This is a genomic window from Pseudomonas sp. B20, assembly GCF_020515755.1.
Classification (GTDB): Bacteria; Pseudomonadota; Gammaproteobacteria; order Pseudomonadales; family Pseudomonadaceae; genus Aquipseudomonas; species Aquipseudomonas syringae.
This window is the reverse complement of sequence record NZ_JAHPJG010000009.1, coordinates 102,297-117,570: the sequence shown is the minus strand read 5'-3', so window position 1 is coordinate 117,570 and position 15,274 is coordinate 102,297. Positions and strand designations below refer to the sequence as shown.

General features: G+C 59.5%; 13 protein-coding genes. 4 read left to right on the top strand and 9 right to left on the bottom strand.

Annotated features, from left to right (window positions below; genetic code table 11):
* The first annotated feature begins 64 nt into the window (after positions 1-64).
* Complete coding sequence (locus LIX91_RS12085; RefSeq protein WP_003313743.1) at positions 65-265, top strand: hypothetical protein; 201 nt, start codon at positions 65-67, stop codon at positions 263-265.
* A gap of 251 nt (positions 266-516) precedes the next feature.
* On the opposite strand, the gene LIX91_RS12080 is transcribed toward LIX91_RS12085, so the two are convergent.
* The 9 genes from LIX91_RS12080 to LIX91_RS12040 form a co-directional block, all read right to left on the bottom strand.
* Entirely contained in the window at positions 517-711 is a 195-nt protein-coding gene (locus tag LIX91_RS12080; protein WP_046237380.1) for a hypothetical protein, read from the bottom strand.
* A gap of 190 nt (positions 712-901) precedes the next feature.
* Positions 902-1,141, bottom strand: a complete 240-nt coding sequence (locus tag LIX91_RS12075; protein WP_032703244.1) for a PLDc N-terminal domain-containing protein — start codon at positions 1,139-1,141, stop codon at positions 902-904.
* Positions 1,142-1,602: 461 nt separating this feature from the next.
* Complete coding sequence (gene garD / locus LIX91_RS12070; RefSeq protein WP_003368648.1) at positions 1,603-3,156, bottom strand: galactarate dehydratase; 1,554 nt, start codon at positions 3,154-3,156, stop codon at positions 1,603-1,605.
* A 10-nt stretch (positions 3,157-3,166) separates the two neighbouring features.
* Positions 3,167-4,552 (bottom strand): MFS transporter, encoded by a 1,386-nt coding sequence (locus tag LIX91_RS12065; protein ID WP_100072553.1) that lies wholly within the window; start codon positions 4,550-4,552, stop codon positions 3,167-3,169.
* A gap of 165 nt (positions 4,553-4,717) precedes the next feature.
* The gene (gene kdgD / locus LIX91_RS12060; RefSeq protein ID WP_003313748.1) at positions 4,718-5,629 is read right to left on the bottom strand and encodes a 5-dehydro-4-deoxyglucarate dehydratase; all 912 of its coding nucleotides are present in this window, start codon (positions 5,627-5,629) and stop codon (positions 4,718-4,720) included.
* A 547-nt stretch (positions 5,630-6,176) separates the two neighbouring features.
* On the bottom strand, positions 6,177-6,926 hold the full coding sequence (locus LIX91_RS12055; RefSeq protein ID WP_003313750.1) for a FadR/GntR family transcriptional regulator: 750 nt from the start codon (positions 6,924-6,926) through the stop codon (positions 6,177-6,179).
* Between the two features lie 113 nt (positions 6,927-7,039).
* Complete coding sequence (locus LIX91_RS12050) at positions 7,040-8,758, bottom strand: ABC transporter ATP-binding protein/permease (RefSeq protein ID WP_226488532.1); 1,719 nt, start codon at positions 8,756-8,758, stop codon at positions 7,040-7,042.
* A gap of 89 nt (positions 8,759-8,847) precedes the next feature.
* Positions 8,848-9,411, bottom strand: coding sequence for a response regulator transcription factor (locus LIX91_RS12045; RefSeq protein ID WP_003395104.1), 564 nt, complete (start codon positions 9,409-9,411; stop codon positions 8,848-8,850).
* A complete protein-coding gene (locus LIX91_RS12040) occupies positions 9,408-10,667 on the bottom strand; it encodes an ATP-binding protein (protein ID WP_003419018.1) in 1,260 nt (419 codons plus the stop codon). The genes LIX91_RS12045 and LIX91_RS12040 overlap by 4 nt, the downstream gene beginning before the upstream one ends.
* A gap of 192 nt (positions 10,668-10,859) precedes the next feature.
* Between LIX91_RS12040 and LIX91_RS12035 the strand changes: the two genes are divergently transcribed.
* The 3 genes from LIX91_RS12035 to LIX91_RS12025 all read left to right on the top strand — a co-directional run bounded on the left by LIX91_RS12035 (position 10,860) and on the right by LIX91_RS12025 (position 15,040).
* Positions 10,860-11,573 (top strand): SIMPL domain-containing protein, encoded by a 714-nt coding sequence (locus LIX91_RS12035; protein WP_003419020.1) that lies wholly within the window; start codon positions 10,860-10,862, stop codon positions 11,571-11,573.
* A 206-nt stretch (positions 11,574-11,779) separates the two neighbouring features.
* On the top strand, positions 11,780-13,336 hold the full coding sequence (locus tag LIX91_RS12030) for an HET-C-related protein (RefSeq protein ID WP_003419021.1): 1,557 nt from the start codon (positions 11,780-11,782) through the stop codon (positions 13,334-13,336).
* A 96-nt stretch (positions 13,337-13,432) separates the two neighbouring features.
* Positions 13,433-15,040, top strand: coding sequence for an ABC transporter substrate-binding protein (locus LIX91_RS12025; protein WP_226488531.1), 1,608 nt, complete (start codon positions 13,433-13,435; stop codon positions 15,038-15,040).
* The last annotated feature ends 234 nt before the right edge of the window (positions 15,041-15,274 follow it).

The window sequence follows — 15,274 nt, the reverse complement described above, 5'->3', positions numbered from 1 at the left end:
GTGCGTCTGCTTTAGCGCCGATGACCCGGCACAGACTTACCCTCACTGAAAGGAGATGCCAACAATGCTCATCCGAATTGAAGAAGGTGTATATGGCGACGCTTGGGTTGTAATACTGGACGACTACCCGGTCAAATGCCGGAGCTGGCAGGAAGCCAGAGAATTTGCCGACCGCATGAAATCCAGAATCGACGCGCCTCATTCGCTGCCGCATATGGCACGCCGCGCAGCCGCTGAAATAAGCGTTCAGGCGGCAGCCCGCTAGACCGACGCCCTCCCCGCGAATTAATCCATACAGCGTTGCCAGGCAATGGGCGACGCTGTTTCACCCCGTCATGACGCCGCTTGAATTATCCAACCACTTCTCGTTTCCATGACATCCGTTTCACATCCCCTTCACGTCCGGCTGCGTAAATTGGCCCTACTCCTTTGATGAATCCCATTTGGCCCACCCCGTTGTGGGCCATTTTTTTGCCTGCAGAAAAGTGCCGGTGCTCCCGCGCTGATGCGGCAGGATTACTCGCCTTGCGCTGTGGGAGACGATGACACAGCCAGCACCTGGCTGCTCAATACGCCAGCATTCAGCTCTGCCAGCCGATCACTGCCGGTGCCATTGGCAACGTGATTGCTCCAGCTCGCCACCGAAACTGCCATCCAGCCCAGCACAAACAACGCAGCTGCCTGTAACGCCCACTTGGTCAAGATCGACATACGCTTTCTCCTTGTTCAGGTCTGGATGGCAAGCATGTAAACACCTCACCATTGCAGAAGAATTGCAGAGATTTTTATTTTTGCCAGCCGATATTTCACCTTCGTGAGCAAAGGTGTCGAAAAACAGAAGGGAGCGGTCTACGAGGGAAAATACCCACGCCCGCAGGCGGGGTATTTTTGAAAAGCGGGGTCAGTACTTGGTGCTTTGCTGCTCAGGTCTGGCCGGTGTGTCCACATGACTCGGACCCGCAATCAGCAGAGCCAGCACGCCAACGATCGGCACGGCAACAACGACAATGATCCACATCAGCTTGTTGCTGGATTGTGTCTTGCTCTTGCGAATACGCAGTACTGCCCAGATGTCCGAAATCACGATCAGGGCGGTCAGCGCTGCGAACATCCACAAATGATTTTCCGATATCCAACCCATTTGAAATCTCCTGCACCATCAACGAAGGCAACCAGACCGGCTGCCCTACTGTAGAAGAGGTCAAAAAGAGCCTTAAAGTTCAGAGAATATTTCGGATTGTGACCGGGTGCTCAGCGCAGAGGCAAGAACGGACGCAGAGCGTTCAGAACGGCATGCCCAGGCAGAGCTTGGGCACGATAGGCGTATTCACCCGCACATCGTTCCTCACGCGGAGCATGCGGAACGATCATCTCAACGATCGTGCGGCGCTCTGCGTCGTATGCCTTTCCGGACGCTCTGCGTCCTCTTGCGACGCAGAGCGTCGGGAACTGCATTCCCACGCGGAGCGTGCGGAACGATCATCTCAACTATCGTGCGGCGCTCTGCGTCGTATGCCTTTCTGGACGCTCCGCGTCCTCTTGCGACGCAGAGCGTCGGGAACTGCAGTCTACAGCGTGGGCATGCCGTTCGTGACGCTCCAGTCAGGTAATCGGTGCCGGGTTGAAGAGCGTGATGTCGTTGTGCAGGCGGTAATGCTCGGTCCAGGTCTTCTTCTTGCCGCTGGCCACGTCCAGGTAGAAGTGGAAAAGCTCCCAGCCCAGGTCCTCGATGCTCGCGCGTCCGGTCGCGATGCGTCCGGCGTCTATATCGATCAGGTCAGGCCAGCGCTGGGCCAGTTCGGTACGGGTCGAAACCTTCACCACCGGCGCCATCGCCAGACCATACGGCGTACCGCGTCCTGTGGTGAACACGTGCAGGTTCATGCCGGCAGCCAGTTGCAAGGTGCCGCAGACGAAGTCACTGGCCGGTGTCGCGCAGAAGATCAATCCCTTGCCGCTGACCCGCTCGCCCGGGCCGAGTACGCCGTTGATGGCGCTGCTGCCTGATTTGACGATCGATCCCAGAGACTTCTCGACGATATTCGACAACCCGCCCTTCTTGTTGCCCGGCGTGGTGTTGGCGCTGCGATCTGCCTCGCCTTTGGCCAGATAGCGGTCGTACCAGTCCATCTCCCGCACCAGCGCCTGTGCGACGTCCTGATCCTGTGCGCGGGAAGTCAGCAAATAGATGGCATCCCGCACTTCGGTTACTTCGGAGAACATCACTGTCGCACCAGCGCGAAGCAGCAGATCCGATGCGTAACCCAGTGCCGGGTTGGCGGTAATGCCGGAAAACGCATCACTGCCGCCGCACTGCATGCCCAGAATCAACTCGGACGCCGGAACCGTTTCGCGACGCCGCAGATCCAGCTTTTTCAAACGCGTCTCGGCCAGCTCCATGATCTGCTCGATCATTTCATTGAAACCGTGGCTGGAGTCCTGCAGGCGATACAGCCAAGGCTCGCTGAGGTCCACCGAGCTGTCGCCCTCATGCATGACCTGCCCGGCCTGCAGCTTCTCACAGCCCAGGCTGATCACCAGCGCCTCGCCGCCCAGATTCGGGTTGCGTGCCAGATTGCGCACCGTGCGGATCGGGATGTAGGCATCGGTGGCCGTAATGGCCACGCCGCAGCCATAGCTGTGGGTCAGCGCCACGACGTCATCGACGTTCGGATACTTGGGCAACAACTCGTCACGGATGCGTTTGACCGCATGGTCGAGCACACCGGTCACGCACTGCACGGTGGTGGTGATGCCCAGAATGTTGCGAGTGCCCACGGTGCCGTCGGCGTTGCGATAGCCTTCGAAGGTGTAACCCTCGAGCGGCGCCTGCTTTTCCGGCACGGCATCGGACATCGGCAGGCTGTCGAGCGCAGGCGCGGAAGGCATGCGCAACTGGTCTTCCCTGACCCAACTGCCGCGGGGTATCGGTTGCAGTGCGTAGCCAATGGTGTGGCCGTAACGAATCACGGCCTCGCCCACGGCCAGGTCAACGGTACTGACCTTGTGGCTCTGCGGTACGTTATCGACAGTGACCAGGCCGTTGTCGAATTCGGTTCCGGCCGGTACACCCTGGTCGTTGACCACAACCACGACGTTATCCAGCGGATGCAGCCGGATATAACGTGGCGAATCGGCATGTTGAATCAGGTTCATCACGGTTTCCTCAGGATTTTGCTTCGGAAAGGTCGCTGACCGAGTCGTTCAGCAATGGCCCCTTGGCAGGCGGCTCTTTCAATTCCACACGCTTGATTTCACCCACGATGAAAATGTAACTGATCACCGCCAGCAGCGCGTTGGCGCCCACGAACACCAGCGCCCATTTGAACGAGCCGGTGCTGCTGATGATGTAGCCAATCACGATCGGAGTGGTGATCGATGCAATGTTACCGAAGGTGTTGAACAGGCCGCCGCTCAAACCGGCGATCTGCTTGGGCGATACGTCGGACATCACAGCCCAGCCCAGCGCACCCACGCCCTTGCCGAAGAATGCCAGGGCCATGAAGCCCACGACCACCCATTCGATATCGACATAGTTGCAGGTCACGATCGAGGTCGACAGCAGCAGGCCACCGATGATCGGCGCCTTGCGTGCGAAGGTCAGCGAATGGCCCTTGCGCAGCAGGTAGTCGGAAATGATCCCGCCCAACACGCCGCCGATGAAACCGCAGATCGCTGGCAGAGACGCGATGATGCCGGCCTTGAGGATGGTCATGCCGCGCTCCTGAACCAGGTACACCGGGAACCAGGTCAGGAAGAAGTAGGTGATGCCGTTGATGCAGTATTGGCTGAGGTAGATACCCAGCATCATGCGGTTGGTCAGCAACTGGCGGATGTAATCCCACTTGGGACCGCTGCTGGCTGTTTTTTGCGCGCCTTTGCTCTTGTCCTGATCCAGATCGACCAGCGCGCCATTGCTGGAAATGTGCTCCAGTTCGGCCTCGTTGATCATCGGGTGGTTGCGCGGGCCGTAGATGACCTTCATCCAGATCATGGAGAACACGATACCGAACGCGCCCATCACGACGAACACGTGCTGCCAGCCGTAGGTGTAGACAATCCAGCCCATCAGCGGAGCGAACAGTACGGTGGCGAAGTACTGCGCCGAGTTGAAGATCGCCGAAGCAGTACCGCGTTCGGCAGTCGGGAACCAGGCGGCGACAATGCGCGCGTTGCCCGGGAAGGACGGCGCTTCGGCCAGACCGACCAGAAAGCGCAGCATGAACAGCGCAACGATTGCCGTGGAGACGCCGAACTCGCCCACATAGCCTTGCAGCAGGGTGAACAGCGACCAGGTGAAAATGCTCATGGCGTAGACTTTCTTCGACCCGAAACGGTCGAGCAGCCAGCCACCGGGAATCTGACCGGCCACGTAGGCCCAGCCGAATGCGGAGAAAATATAGCCCAGCGTGACGGCACTGATGCCCAGGTCTTTCTGAATGCTGGAACCAGCGATAGCGATGGTGGCGCGGTCGGCGTAGTTGATCGTAGTGACCAGAAACAGCATCAACAGGATCAAATAGCGGACGTGCGTCGGCTTGGACTTTTGCATGGTAGAGCTCCCACTGATTATTTTTTTACGCGGGTAAAGCTGTTTTTTGGGTGTAGCGTTACAGGCCCCTTGGCAGTGTCACGGCGACGACCTCTGCCACCTGTAAGGGTCATGCAGTGCAACGAAAAAACCGCTGATCGCTCAGCGGCTTTGTCGTGGCAGGTGTTATTGCTTGCCTTGCTTGTCCATCAGTGCAGCGAGCATGTCGCACTCGTCTGGCGTCAGATCGGTCAATGGTGCGCGTACAGGACCTGCGTCATAACCGGCGATCTTCGCGCCGGCTTTGACGATGCTCACGGCATAGCCAGCCTTGCGGTTGCGGATTTCCAGGTAAGGCAGGAAGAAATCGTCGATGTATTTACCGACCGCCTGATGATCATCGCGGGCGATGGCGTGGTAGAAGTCCATCGCCAGTTTCGGTACGAAGTTGAACACTGCGGACGAGTAGACCGGCACGCCCAGCGCCTTGTAGGCCGCGGCATAGACTTCAGCGGTCGGCAGGCCGCCCAGGTACGAGAAGCGGTCACCGAGACGGCGGCGGATCGAAACCATCAGTTCGATATCACCCAGGCCATCCTTGTAACCGATCAGGTTCGGGCAACGCTCGGCCAGTTGTTCCAGCAGGGTTGGCGTCAGGCGGCAGACGTTACGGTTGTAGACCACCACACCGATCTTCACCGATTTGCACACGGCTTCGACGTGCGCGGCAACGCCGTCCTGGCTGGCTTCGGTCAGGTAGTGCGGCAGCAGCAACAAGCCCTTGGCGCCCAGACGCTCGGCTTCCTGAGCGTACTCGATGGCCTGACGAGTCGCACCGCCTACACCGGCCAGGATTGGCACGCTGGTGGCGCAGGTGTCGACGGCAGTCTTGATGATTTCGGAGTATTCGCTGGCAGCCAGGGAGAAAAACTCACCTGTGCCGCCCGCGGCGAACAGAGCGCTTGCGCCATAAGGGGCCAGCCACTCGAGACGTTTGATGTAGCCGGCGCGGTGGAAGTCGCCCTGGGCATTGAAATCGGTAACCGGGAAGGACAGCAGACCGGATGAGAGGATGGACTTCAGTTCTTGTGGATTCATTATTCGAACACCCTGGAGGACATAATTGTTAGAGGATCACCGGGTCAGTGCCGATGTCGTAAGTCATCGTACAACTGATAATAAAATCACTCAACAAGGATTTTCGGGTTTTTTCAGAGGGAGAGGACGAGGTCCGGTTTTGATTTTTACGCTGCGGCGCAGATGTTTGACGCGGAGCGTCAAGACCGGCATTCCCACGCTGGAGCGTGCGCAACGATAGTCAAAACCGCAGCCACTGCCGCAAAAGTGCTTTTCTACCACGATGGCACAGACGACGCAGAGTGCGACGTAAGTGACAGGGCGAAGGAACCCGACGAAGTCGGGCCGGAAACAGAGCCAGGGGCTTTGGTCACTTTGGCCCCTTCAAAGTGACTCGCCGAGGGGCGAAAAGGTGACCTGAGTCGAACCTCGATCCACCTGACAACGAAAAACCGCCGTGTGACGCAGAGCGTCACGAACTGCATTCCCACGCGGAGCATGGGAACGATAGTCAACCGTCCAACTTTTCGGGGTCAGTTCAGGACGCTCTGCGTCCTCTTTTTAAGCCTCAAGCCCGCTGCGATTCAGCCTCTTCATGCGCATGGCGCAGGCGTTCGCGGCTGTTGGTGAGGTGCAGGCGCATGGCGGCGCGGGCCGCATCGGAATCCTGGCGGGCGATGGCGTCGAAGATTTCTTCGTGCTCGCGGCTCAGCCGATCCATGTAGTGCTGCTGGTCATCATGCGCCAGACGCGCCGAATTCAGCCGGGTACGCGGGATAATGCTGGTGCCCAGGTGGGTCATGATGTCGGTGAAGTAGCGATTGCCGGTCGACAAGGCAATCTGCAGATGGAACTGGAAGTCCGACGCCACGGCATCGGTGGCGTGTGCCGCGCTTTCATTGAGCGCGTCCAGCGCCGAACGCATGGCTGCCAGCTGTTCATCACTGCGCCGCTGGGCTGCCAGGCCTGCCGACTCGACCTCAAGGCTGATGCGCAATTCGAGAATCGCCAGTACATCACGCAGGGTGACGATGGTCGCCGGGTCAATCCGGAAGCCACTGGGGCTTGGCGTGTCGAGCACGAAGGTGCCGATGCCATGACGGGTCTCGACCAGACCGGAGGCCTGCAGACGCGAAATCGCCTCACGCACGACCGTCCTGCTGACGCCCTGCTCTTCCATGATTGCGGATTCGGTGGGCAGTTTGTCGCCGCGCTTGAGCTGACCGCTGCGAATACGCTCGGACAGCTCTGTCACCAGCTCCTGCGCGAGGCTGCGGTGTTTTCTGCGGGCGCGGGGCAGAGCGCTTTGATTTTCCATCCAACATCGATCTCTGGACTGCTAAACATGGGCTAATCATAGCTCAGCGGTTGTATGATCACACCCTCAAAAGCGCCGTGTCCCCTATAGCATCAACCTCAAAACGTTGCTGATCACGCTCGCTCGATCAATTTGCCGCCCTCGACACGCACATGCCGGCCATGGAAGCGTTTCAGGCTGCTGCGGTGCCCGACACTGATCAGCGTAAGGCCCGGCAGCCCGTCGATGACTGCCTGATGCATGGCCGCTTCGTCATCTTCGTCCATGGCCGAGGTGGCCTCATCCACATACAGCCAGCTCGGCGCGACCAGTAACGCGCGCGCAAACGCCACCCGCTGCTGCTCGCCCGGCGAGAGGAAACGCTGCCAGTGATTGCTTTCGTCCAGACGCGGTATCAGATGCTCCAGACGGCACTGCTCCAGTACCTCGGCAAAGCGCCGGGCCGGGTAATGTTCGGCGGGTTGTGGATAACTCATCGCCTCACGCAATGTACCGATGGGCAGGTAAGGCCGTTGCGGCAGGAACAGCGCCGTGCCGGTGGGCAAGCGAATCTGTCCCGAACCCTCGGGCCAGAGACCGCCCAGCGCCCTCAATAACGAGCTTTTGCCACTGCCAGAACGACCGCTGAGCATCACCCGCTCTCCCGCGCCGACCTGCAGACTGGCGTCGCTCAGCAATTGACGACCGCCAGCAAGGCTCAAGCCCAGATTGCGCAGGTCCAGCGTGTCGTTGGCGTGAATTCTTTCGATGGCCGGCTGCCGATCTTCGTTGTCAGTCATGGCCTGGCGGAAGCTCAGCAGACGGTCGCTGGTGGCGCGCCATGACGCCAGCGTGCCATAGGCGCTGATGAACCAGCTGAAGTTCTCCTGCACGTTGCCGAAGGCCGAGTTGATCTGCATCAGATCGCCCAGCTCGATCTTGCCGGCGAAATACCGTGGCGCGGCCACGATGAACGGAAAGATCAGCGCAATCTGCGAATAGCCCGAGGTGAAAAACGTCAGCCGCTTCTGAACCTTCATCGAGGCCCGGAAGTTATTCCAGATCATCATGAAGCGCGCGCTCAGGCGCTGGTTTTCATTGCGTTCACCCTCGGACAAGGCAATGCTTTCGGCGTTTTCGCGCACCCGCACCAGCGCGAAACGCAGGTCTGCCTCGAATCGCTCCTGCTGGTTGTTCAACGGGATCAGCCGCTTGCCGATCCAGTGCGTCAGCAGGCTGCCCACCAGCGCATAAAGCATGGCGGCCCAGAACATGTAGCCGGGAATGGTCACGCCGAACAGCTCGATACTGCCCGACACGCCCCAGAGAATCACCGAAAACGACACCAGACTGACCACCGAGCTCATCAGCCCCAGCCCCAGGCTGAGCGTGCTGGTGGTGAACTCGTTAAGGTCTTCGGACAGACGCTGGTCAGGGTTATCGGTGTAACCGCCCTGCTCCAGCTGGTAGTAATTCTTGTCGGCGAGCCAGCGCGCGAAGTGTTGCTCCGTCAGCCAGCGACGCCAGCGGATGGTCAGCAACTGGGTCAGGTACAAGCGATAGACCGCAGCCAGAATGGCGATCGCGGCGATGCCACTGAAGTACAGGATCAGGTGGGTGAACGCAGCCAGATCCTTGTTCTGCAGAGCGTTGTAAAAGTCTCGGTACCAACTGTTGAAGAACACCGAGACCTGCACGCTGAACAGCGACAGCGCGATCACCGAGACCAGCAGCAGCCAGGCAGTGGTTTTTTCCTCACTGCGCCAGTACGGCGTTATCAGCTTCCAGACCCGGGGTAGAAAGGCTCCTTGCACAGTATCGTTGACGGCAGAATATTCAGCATTGCGATTCATGTGGTTCAGGCTCGCTCTCTTTGAACGTACGATGCCTGAGCACAATGAAGCAAAAAAACGCCTACGCGATCACTATGAAAAAACCTTCATCAACGCCGTACGGGGCGCTTCTGCAACTTGCGCTGCAAGGTCCGGCGGTGCATGCCCAGCGCCCGCGCAGTCGCTGAAATATTGCCCTCGTGCTCGGTCAGTACGCGCTGGATATGCTCCCACTGCAAGCGATCCACCGACATCGGATTCTCGGGGACCAGCGTGTCGAGGTTGGCGTGCTCGGACAGCAGGGCCGCGAGTACGTCATCCGCGTCAGCCGGTTTGCACAGGTAGTTGCACGCGCCGCGCTTGATCGCTTCGACCGCCGTGGCAATGCTCGAATAACCGGTGAGAATCACCACGCGCATGTCCGGGTCCATTTCCAGCAGCTTGGGCAGCAGCACCAGACCGGAATCGCCGTCCATCTTCAGGTCCAGCGCGGCGTATTCGGGGATGTCCTGTTGCGCCAGGGCCAGCCCTTCTTCAGCCGAGCCGGCGGTGCTCACGCGAAACCCACGACGGCTCATGGCCCTCGCCATCACACGGGTGAACGTCGCGTCGTCATCGACCAGCAACAGATGCGGCAGCTCTTCGCCTTCGACCTGGATGTCATCGTCACTCATGCTTCTTCTCCTCGCGTATCTCGGGGCAGGCGCAGCTCGGTGAGCGTACCGCCTTCTTCATGACTGTAGAGCTTCACCGAGCCACCCGCACGGGTGACGCTGGCCTTGCTCAGGAACAGACCCAGGCCGAAACCTTTGCCCTTGGTAGTAAAGAACGGTTTGCCGATCTGTTCGGCAATCGCCAGCGGCACACCCGCGCCATGGTCGCGAATGCTGATGCAGATTTCCGCACTGTCCCAGTCCAGATTGACTTCAAGGCCATCGGGGCAGGCATCGGCAGCGTTGTTAAGCAGGTTGAGCAGCGCCTGGGTCAGGTCCGGCGGCGGCGCCAGCATCGGCGCTTCGCCCTTGCCCAATTGATAGAAACGGTAACTCACTTCCGGGCGCATCAGATGCCAGCGGTTGAGGGACTCGTCCAGCCAGCGGGTGGCAGCCTGATATTCGACGGCCATGCGCCGATTGGCTTCGGCGGCGCGCACCAGCTGCTGCAGGGTCTGCTTGCACTGCTTGACCTGCTCCTGCAGCACGGACAGGTCATCCTGCAACGCCGGGTCGCTGTGGTCCTGGCGCATTTCCTTGAGCAGCACGCTCATGGTTGCCAGCGGCGTTCCCAATTCATGGGCGGCCCCTGCGGCCTGGGTCGCGACGGCGAGCAACTGCTGATCACGCAGGCCTTCTTCGCGACGCTCGGCACGCAGTTGCTCCTGGCGACGCAGCTCTTCGGCCATCTTCGCAGCAAAAAAGGTAATCACCGCAGCGGCCAGCGCAAAACTCAGCCACATGCCGTAGATCTGCATGTTTTCCCGGGCGATGGAGTCGGTTTCCAGCGGATAGGAACGCACCATCAGCAAGGTGTACATACTCAGCGCAAAGCCGGACAGAATCAGCGAATAACGCCATGGCAGCGTGGCGGCGGCAATGGTCAGCGGCACCAGATAATAGGAAACGAACGGGTTGGCCGAGCCGCCCGAGTAATACAGCAGCGCGCTGTGAATCAGCAGGTCCAGCGCCAGTTGCAGCGCATATTCAAGCTCGGTGAGCGGCAGCGAGGTGCGCAGACGAATGACCGTCAGCCCGCAGAGCACCAGCGAGCAGCCCAGAGTGATCGATAGCTGCAGCCACGGCAGCGGCAGAAAGTCGAACAGCCAGGCCATACCGACCGAGCCAGCCTGCGCGGCCAGCACCAGAATACGGATGAATGTCAGGCGCCACAGGTTTTGCCGTGTGGCTGAAAGCATTTGAACGGGGGCGAGCATGAGCTCTCCTGATGAGTGCTCCAGGCGGATCGCAGCGAGTATAACCAAGCGGGAGGCAAAACTGAAAAAGTGCGTCAACGCACCGCACGCCAGAGTACTCGGTCATCGCAGGAACCGGACCAAAGCGCTACAGTCAGAACACTTTGCGCCGCCCGACCACCGTCGGAGGCCGTTTGATAACAAGGAGCTCTCATGTTCAACCTTCGCCCTGCCGCCACCCTCGTCGCGCTGGCTGCTGCTTTGTCCAGCCTGCCCGCCATGGCTGAAGAAGCCCGTTACAACCAGATTTCATTGCGCGCCGAGGTCAATCAGGAGGTGCAGCGCGACCTGATGCTCGTCACGCTGTACACCGAAGCGCAGGACAGCGATCCGGCCAAACTGGCTGCGCAGATCACCGAGACGCTGAACAAGGCGCTGGGGCAGGCGCGCCAGGTCAAGGACGTGAAGATTCGCCAGGGCAGCCGCAACAGCTACCCGGTCTACGACGATAAAGGCCAGAAGATCACCGGCTGGCGTGAACGCGCCGAACTGCGCCTGGAAAGCGCAGACTTTGCCGTGCTGTCCAAGCTGACCGGCGAGCTGCTGACCGACCTGAAAATGGGCGGCATGGACTTCTCGATTTCGCCATCGACGCGCAAGACCAGCGAAGACGCCCTGCTCAAGGACGCCGTGACGGCGTTCAAGGCTCGTGCGCAACTGGTCACCGAGGCGCTGGGCGGTACAGGCTACAAGCTGGTCAACCTGAACCTGAACACCTCGGGCTACCCGCAGCCGTATCTGCGCGCGCCGGTCATGATGATGGCCAAGTCCTCGCGTGAAGACGCAGCCCCGACACCCGACGTCGAGGCTGGCACCAGCCAGGTCAGCGTCGCGGCGGATGGCGTGATCGAAGTCGCGATTCCTTGAATGACAGGGCGGTAGTGTCGACTACCGCCCTTTTCCACGCTCCCCTCCTCCTTTCTCCCCTTCTTCCTCGGCAATCTCCTACGTTTGTTGACGCGCTGCCTGATTGTCGGTGACCTCGCGGCTGGCGAAACTTGCCGTCTCACTTTCGAACACTATCGCCCTGGCTAAGCGACCCGGCCAACGCGCTTACCATCAAGGAATCAAGGATGAATCCCCCGCATAACGCCTCCCGCAACCCTGCTGCTGTCATTGATCAGAACATGGCTACCCACAGCGAGCCGCTTCCAACCCCCTTAAGATTCGAAGCCGGTGAAGGCGACAAACACAAACATACCCACGGTGCTATCGAGAGTGTTCTCGAGTCTGCCGGCTTCAGACCCGAGGAAATCCGCGCGATCTATTTCGGCAACTGGCTGCGCGACTATTCGCAATTGCTCGATCCGAAAATCGTCAGGGCGACAAGCATGCCGAAAAGCTTCCCTGACCTGCTTTCCCGTGACGCACTGACGCGCATCGTGGACGTGCTGGCAGTCAAGGAATTCACCGATCTGATGAAGATAGACCGCTCGCGCTTCGTCGTGACCGCAGCGCGACTCGGCGTCTATCGCCCTGCCGAACACATCGACAACCCCAGAACCCTTGACCCCAAGCCGGCCAATCCAAAAGAGCGCGACGCCGACTTCGACGCCTGGGTGCTGCCTGACGATCCGCTATTGAAGGTCGACCCTGACACCTCGATGAAGCGCTACATTCAGCGCTCGGTGGAAGTGATGGCTGCGGGGCTGGAATCGGCGGTCAATGGCGGCCCAGGGTCTACCGACGGTCTGCGTGACATGGGCGCGGCGTTGCACATTCTCGAAGACTTCTTCGCCCACTCCAACTTCGCCGAACTCAGCCTGATCAAGCTCGGCCATGAGCGCATTCTGCCCTGGACGTCCGCAGCAGACTGCAAGCACCGTCTGCCGCTGGTAACCGGTACGTTCGGCGGCAGCGATATCATCGCCAGCCTCGCCGAGCCGCTTGGCAGGATTCTGTTCTCGACAGACGAAAAGCCGTTCGAAGCGATCAAGGCTGGAGAACGTTACGAGCGCGACCAGATTATTCAGATCGTTCTGGGCGAGCACCCTGACCCGCGACTGCTCGCGGGTTACGAGGCCTTTCTCGAAGCGCGGGACCAATGGGCCAGCCAGCCTTACTCCGAACAGGTCGAACAGTTCTACGCTTTCATCGGTACGCCAGGGCGATTGCTTGGCAATGCATTCGGCGTCGTCATGCAAAGTCTGGCCATCTGGCTCGGCAACAGCGTCGACGACCTGCAAACCCTGCTCGATGAAGACCCCAATAGCAGCGGTTCGACCGATCCGTCACATTCGCAACTGGCCAAGGATCATGCGCAGCACCCGCTGCATGTGCTTGCCGCAACCCTCGCGCGAAAAGCCGTGCTGCAAGTAGGTCAGGCCGTGCTGGGCCAATGGCATGGCAAGGAAGGTGCCGAACATCCGGTCCAGGTAGCTACGCGGTTCTTCACTCACCCCATGGACTGCGACTGGCAGGACTCGATTGTCCGGGAATGGGCCGAGGCCAATCCCGAACAGGTCGAGCGGGCGACGCTCAAGAGTGAGCTGGACCAGTCCAGAATTCAATTGCAGCGCAGCGCGCAAAAGGACTTGCAGCGTTTCAGCCAGGACGGCAGCGATTTTCTGGACGTGTTTTTCGAAAGTGTTTCGCTGGCAGACCTTTGGGCGAGGATTACCGGCAAGTAAGCGTATTGTCCGACCCCGACCAAGTACGGCACTATCCGTTGTCTATCTGATTGTCGACTTTCAAGCACGGTTACTGCCGTACCACGCGAGGGATCCATGGGACACACACTTTTCAAACCGCTGCTGTTGACCACCGCGCTGCTGGCCTGCGCACCTTTGGCCCAAGCGGCAAGCACGCTGGTGTACTGCTCTGAAGCCAGCCCGGCCGGTTTCGACCCCAGCCAGTACACCAGCGGTACCGACTTCGATGCCTCGGCCGAAACCGTTTTCAACCGCCTGACTCAGTTCAAGCGTGGCGGTACGGAAGTGGAGCCAGGCCTGGCCACGCGCTGGGACGTTTCGCCGGATGGCCTGACCTACACCTTTCACCTGCGCGACGGCGTGAAATTCCATACCACGGATTATTTCACCCCGACTCGCACGTTCAACGCCGATGACGTGCTGTTCACGTTCAACCGCCTGCTCGATGCCAACCACCCGTTCCGCAAGGCGTATCCGTCCGAGTCGCCCTATTTCACCGACATGGGCCTGAATACGACGATCAAGAGCGTCGAGAAAGTCGACCCGCTGACCGTCAAGTTCACCCTGAACAACATCGATGCGGCCTTCGTGCAGAACCTGGCCATGAGCTTCGCCTCCATCCAGTCTGCCGAGTACGCAGACAAACTGCTCAAGGAAGGCAAGGCCGAGGACTTGAACCAGAAGCCCATCGGCACTGGCCCGTTCGTCTTCAAGCGCTATCAGAAGGATTCGCAGATCCGTTACGTCGGCAATACCGAGTACTGGAAACCGGAGGATGTGAAGATCGACAACCTGATCTTCTCGATCAGCAGCGATGCCGCCGTGCGTCTGCAGAAGCTCAAGGCCAACGAATGCCAGGTCAGCGGCTATCCGCGTCCGCAGGACATCGAGGAGATGAAAAAGGACCCGGAAATCAAGGTTCTCAGTCAGCCGGGCTTCAACCTCGGCTTCCTGGCCTACAACGTCACGCATCCGCCGCTGGACCAGCTCAAGGTGCGTCAGGCGCTGGACATGGCCATCGACAAGCCGGCGATCATCAAGGCGGTTTATCAGAGCGCAGGCCAGTTGGCTGAAAATGCCCTGCCGCCGGGTCAGTGGAGCTTCGATCCGACCATCAAGGATGCTCCGCACGACCTGACCAAAGCCAGACAACTGCTCAAGGAAGCAGGTGTGGCGCCGGGCACCAAAATCGATCTGTGGGCCATGACCGTCCAGCGCGCGTCGAACCCCAATGCACGCATGTCGGCACAGATGATCCAGTCCGACTGGGAGAAGATCGGTATCAAGGCCAACATCGTCAGTTATGAGTGGGGCGAATACATCAAGCGCGCCAAGGCCGGCGAGCATGACGCAATGATCTACGGCTGGACCGGTGACAACGGCGACCCCGACAACTGGCTCGGCGTGCTTTACAGCTGCGCGGCCGTCAAAGGCAGCAACTACGCCAAATGGTGCGACCCGGCTTACGACAAGCTGGTGCAGCAGGCCAAGCTGACCAGCAACCGCGATGAGCGCATCAAGCTCTACAAGCAGGCTCAGCACATTCTCAAGCAGCAGGTGCCGATCACCCCGATTGCCAACTCCAAGGTGTTTCAGCCAATGCGTCAGGGAGTGCAGGACTTCAAGATCAGTCCCTTCGGCCTGACACCCTTTTATGGTGTCAGCCTGGGAACAGTGAAGTAACAACACAGCGCCAACCGGGTGCATTTTTCTCACCCGGTTGCACCTCAATGGTGCGCGAAACAATCGAAAAAGCATCGCGCAAACGATCAACTCTCAAGAAAGTTACACTTTCGCGACATTCCTGTACGATCGTGCCACTCTTTGTCGCTTCTTTCGCCTCACTGTCTTGCTTTGGGTATGGCCCCTGCATAAGTATCGGACGGATCGGCTCACGAGGTCGTTCCCTCTAATCAA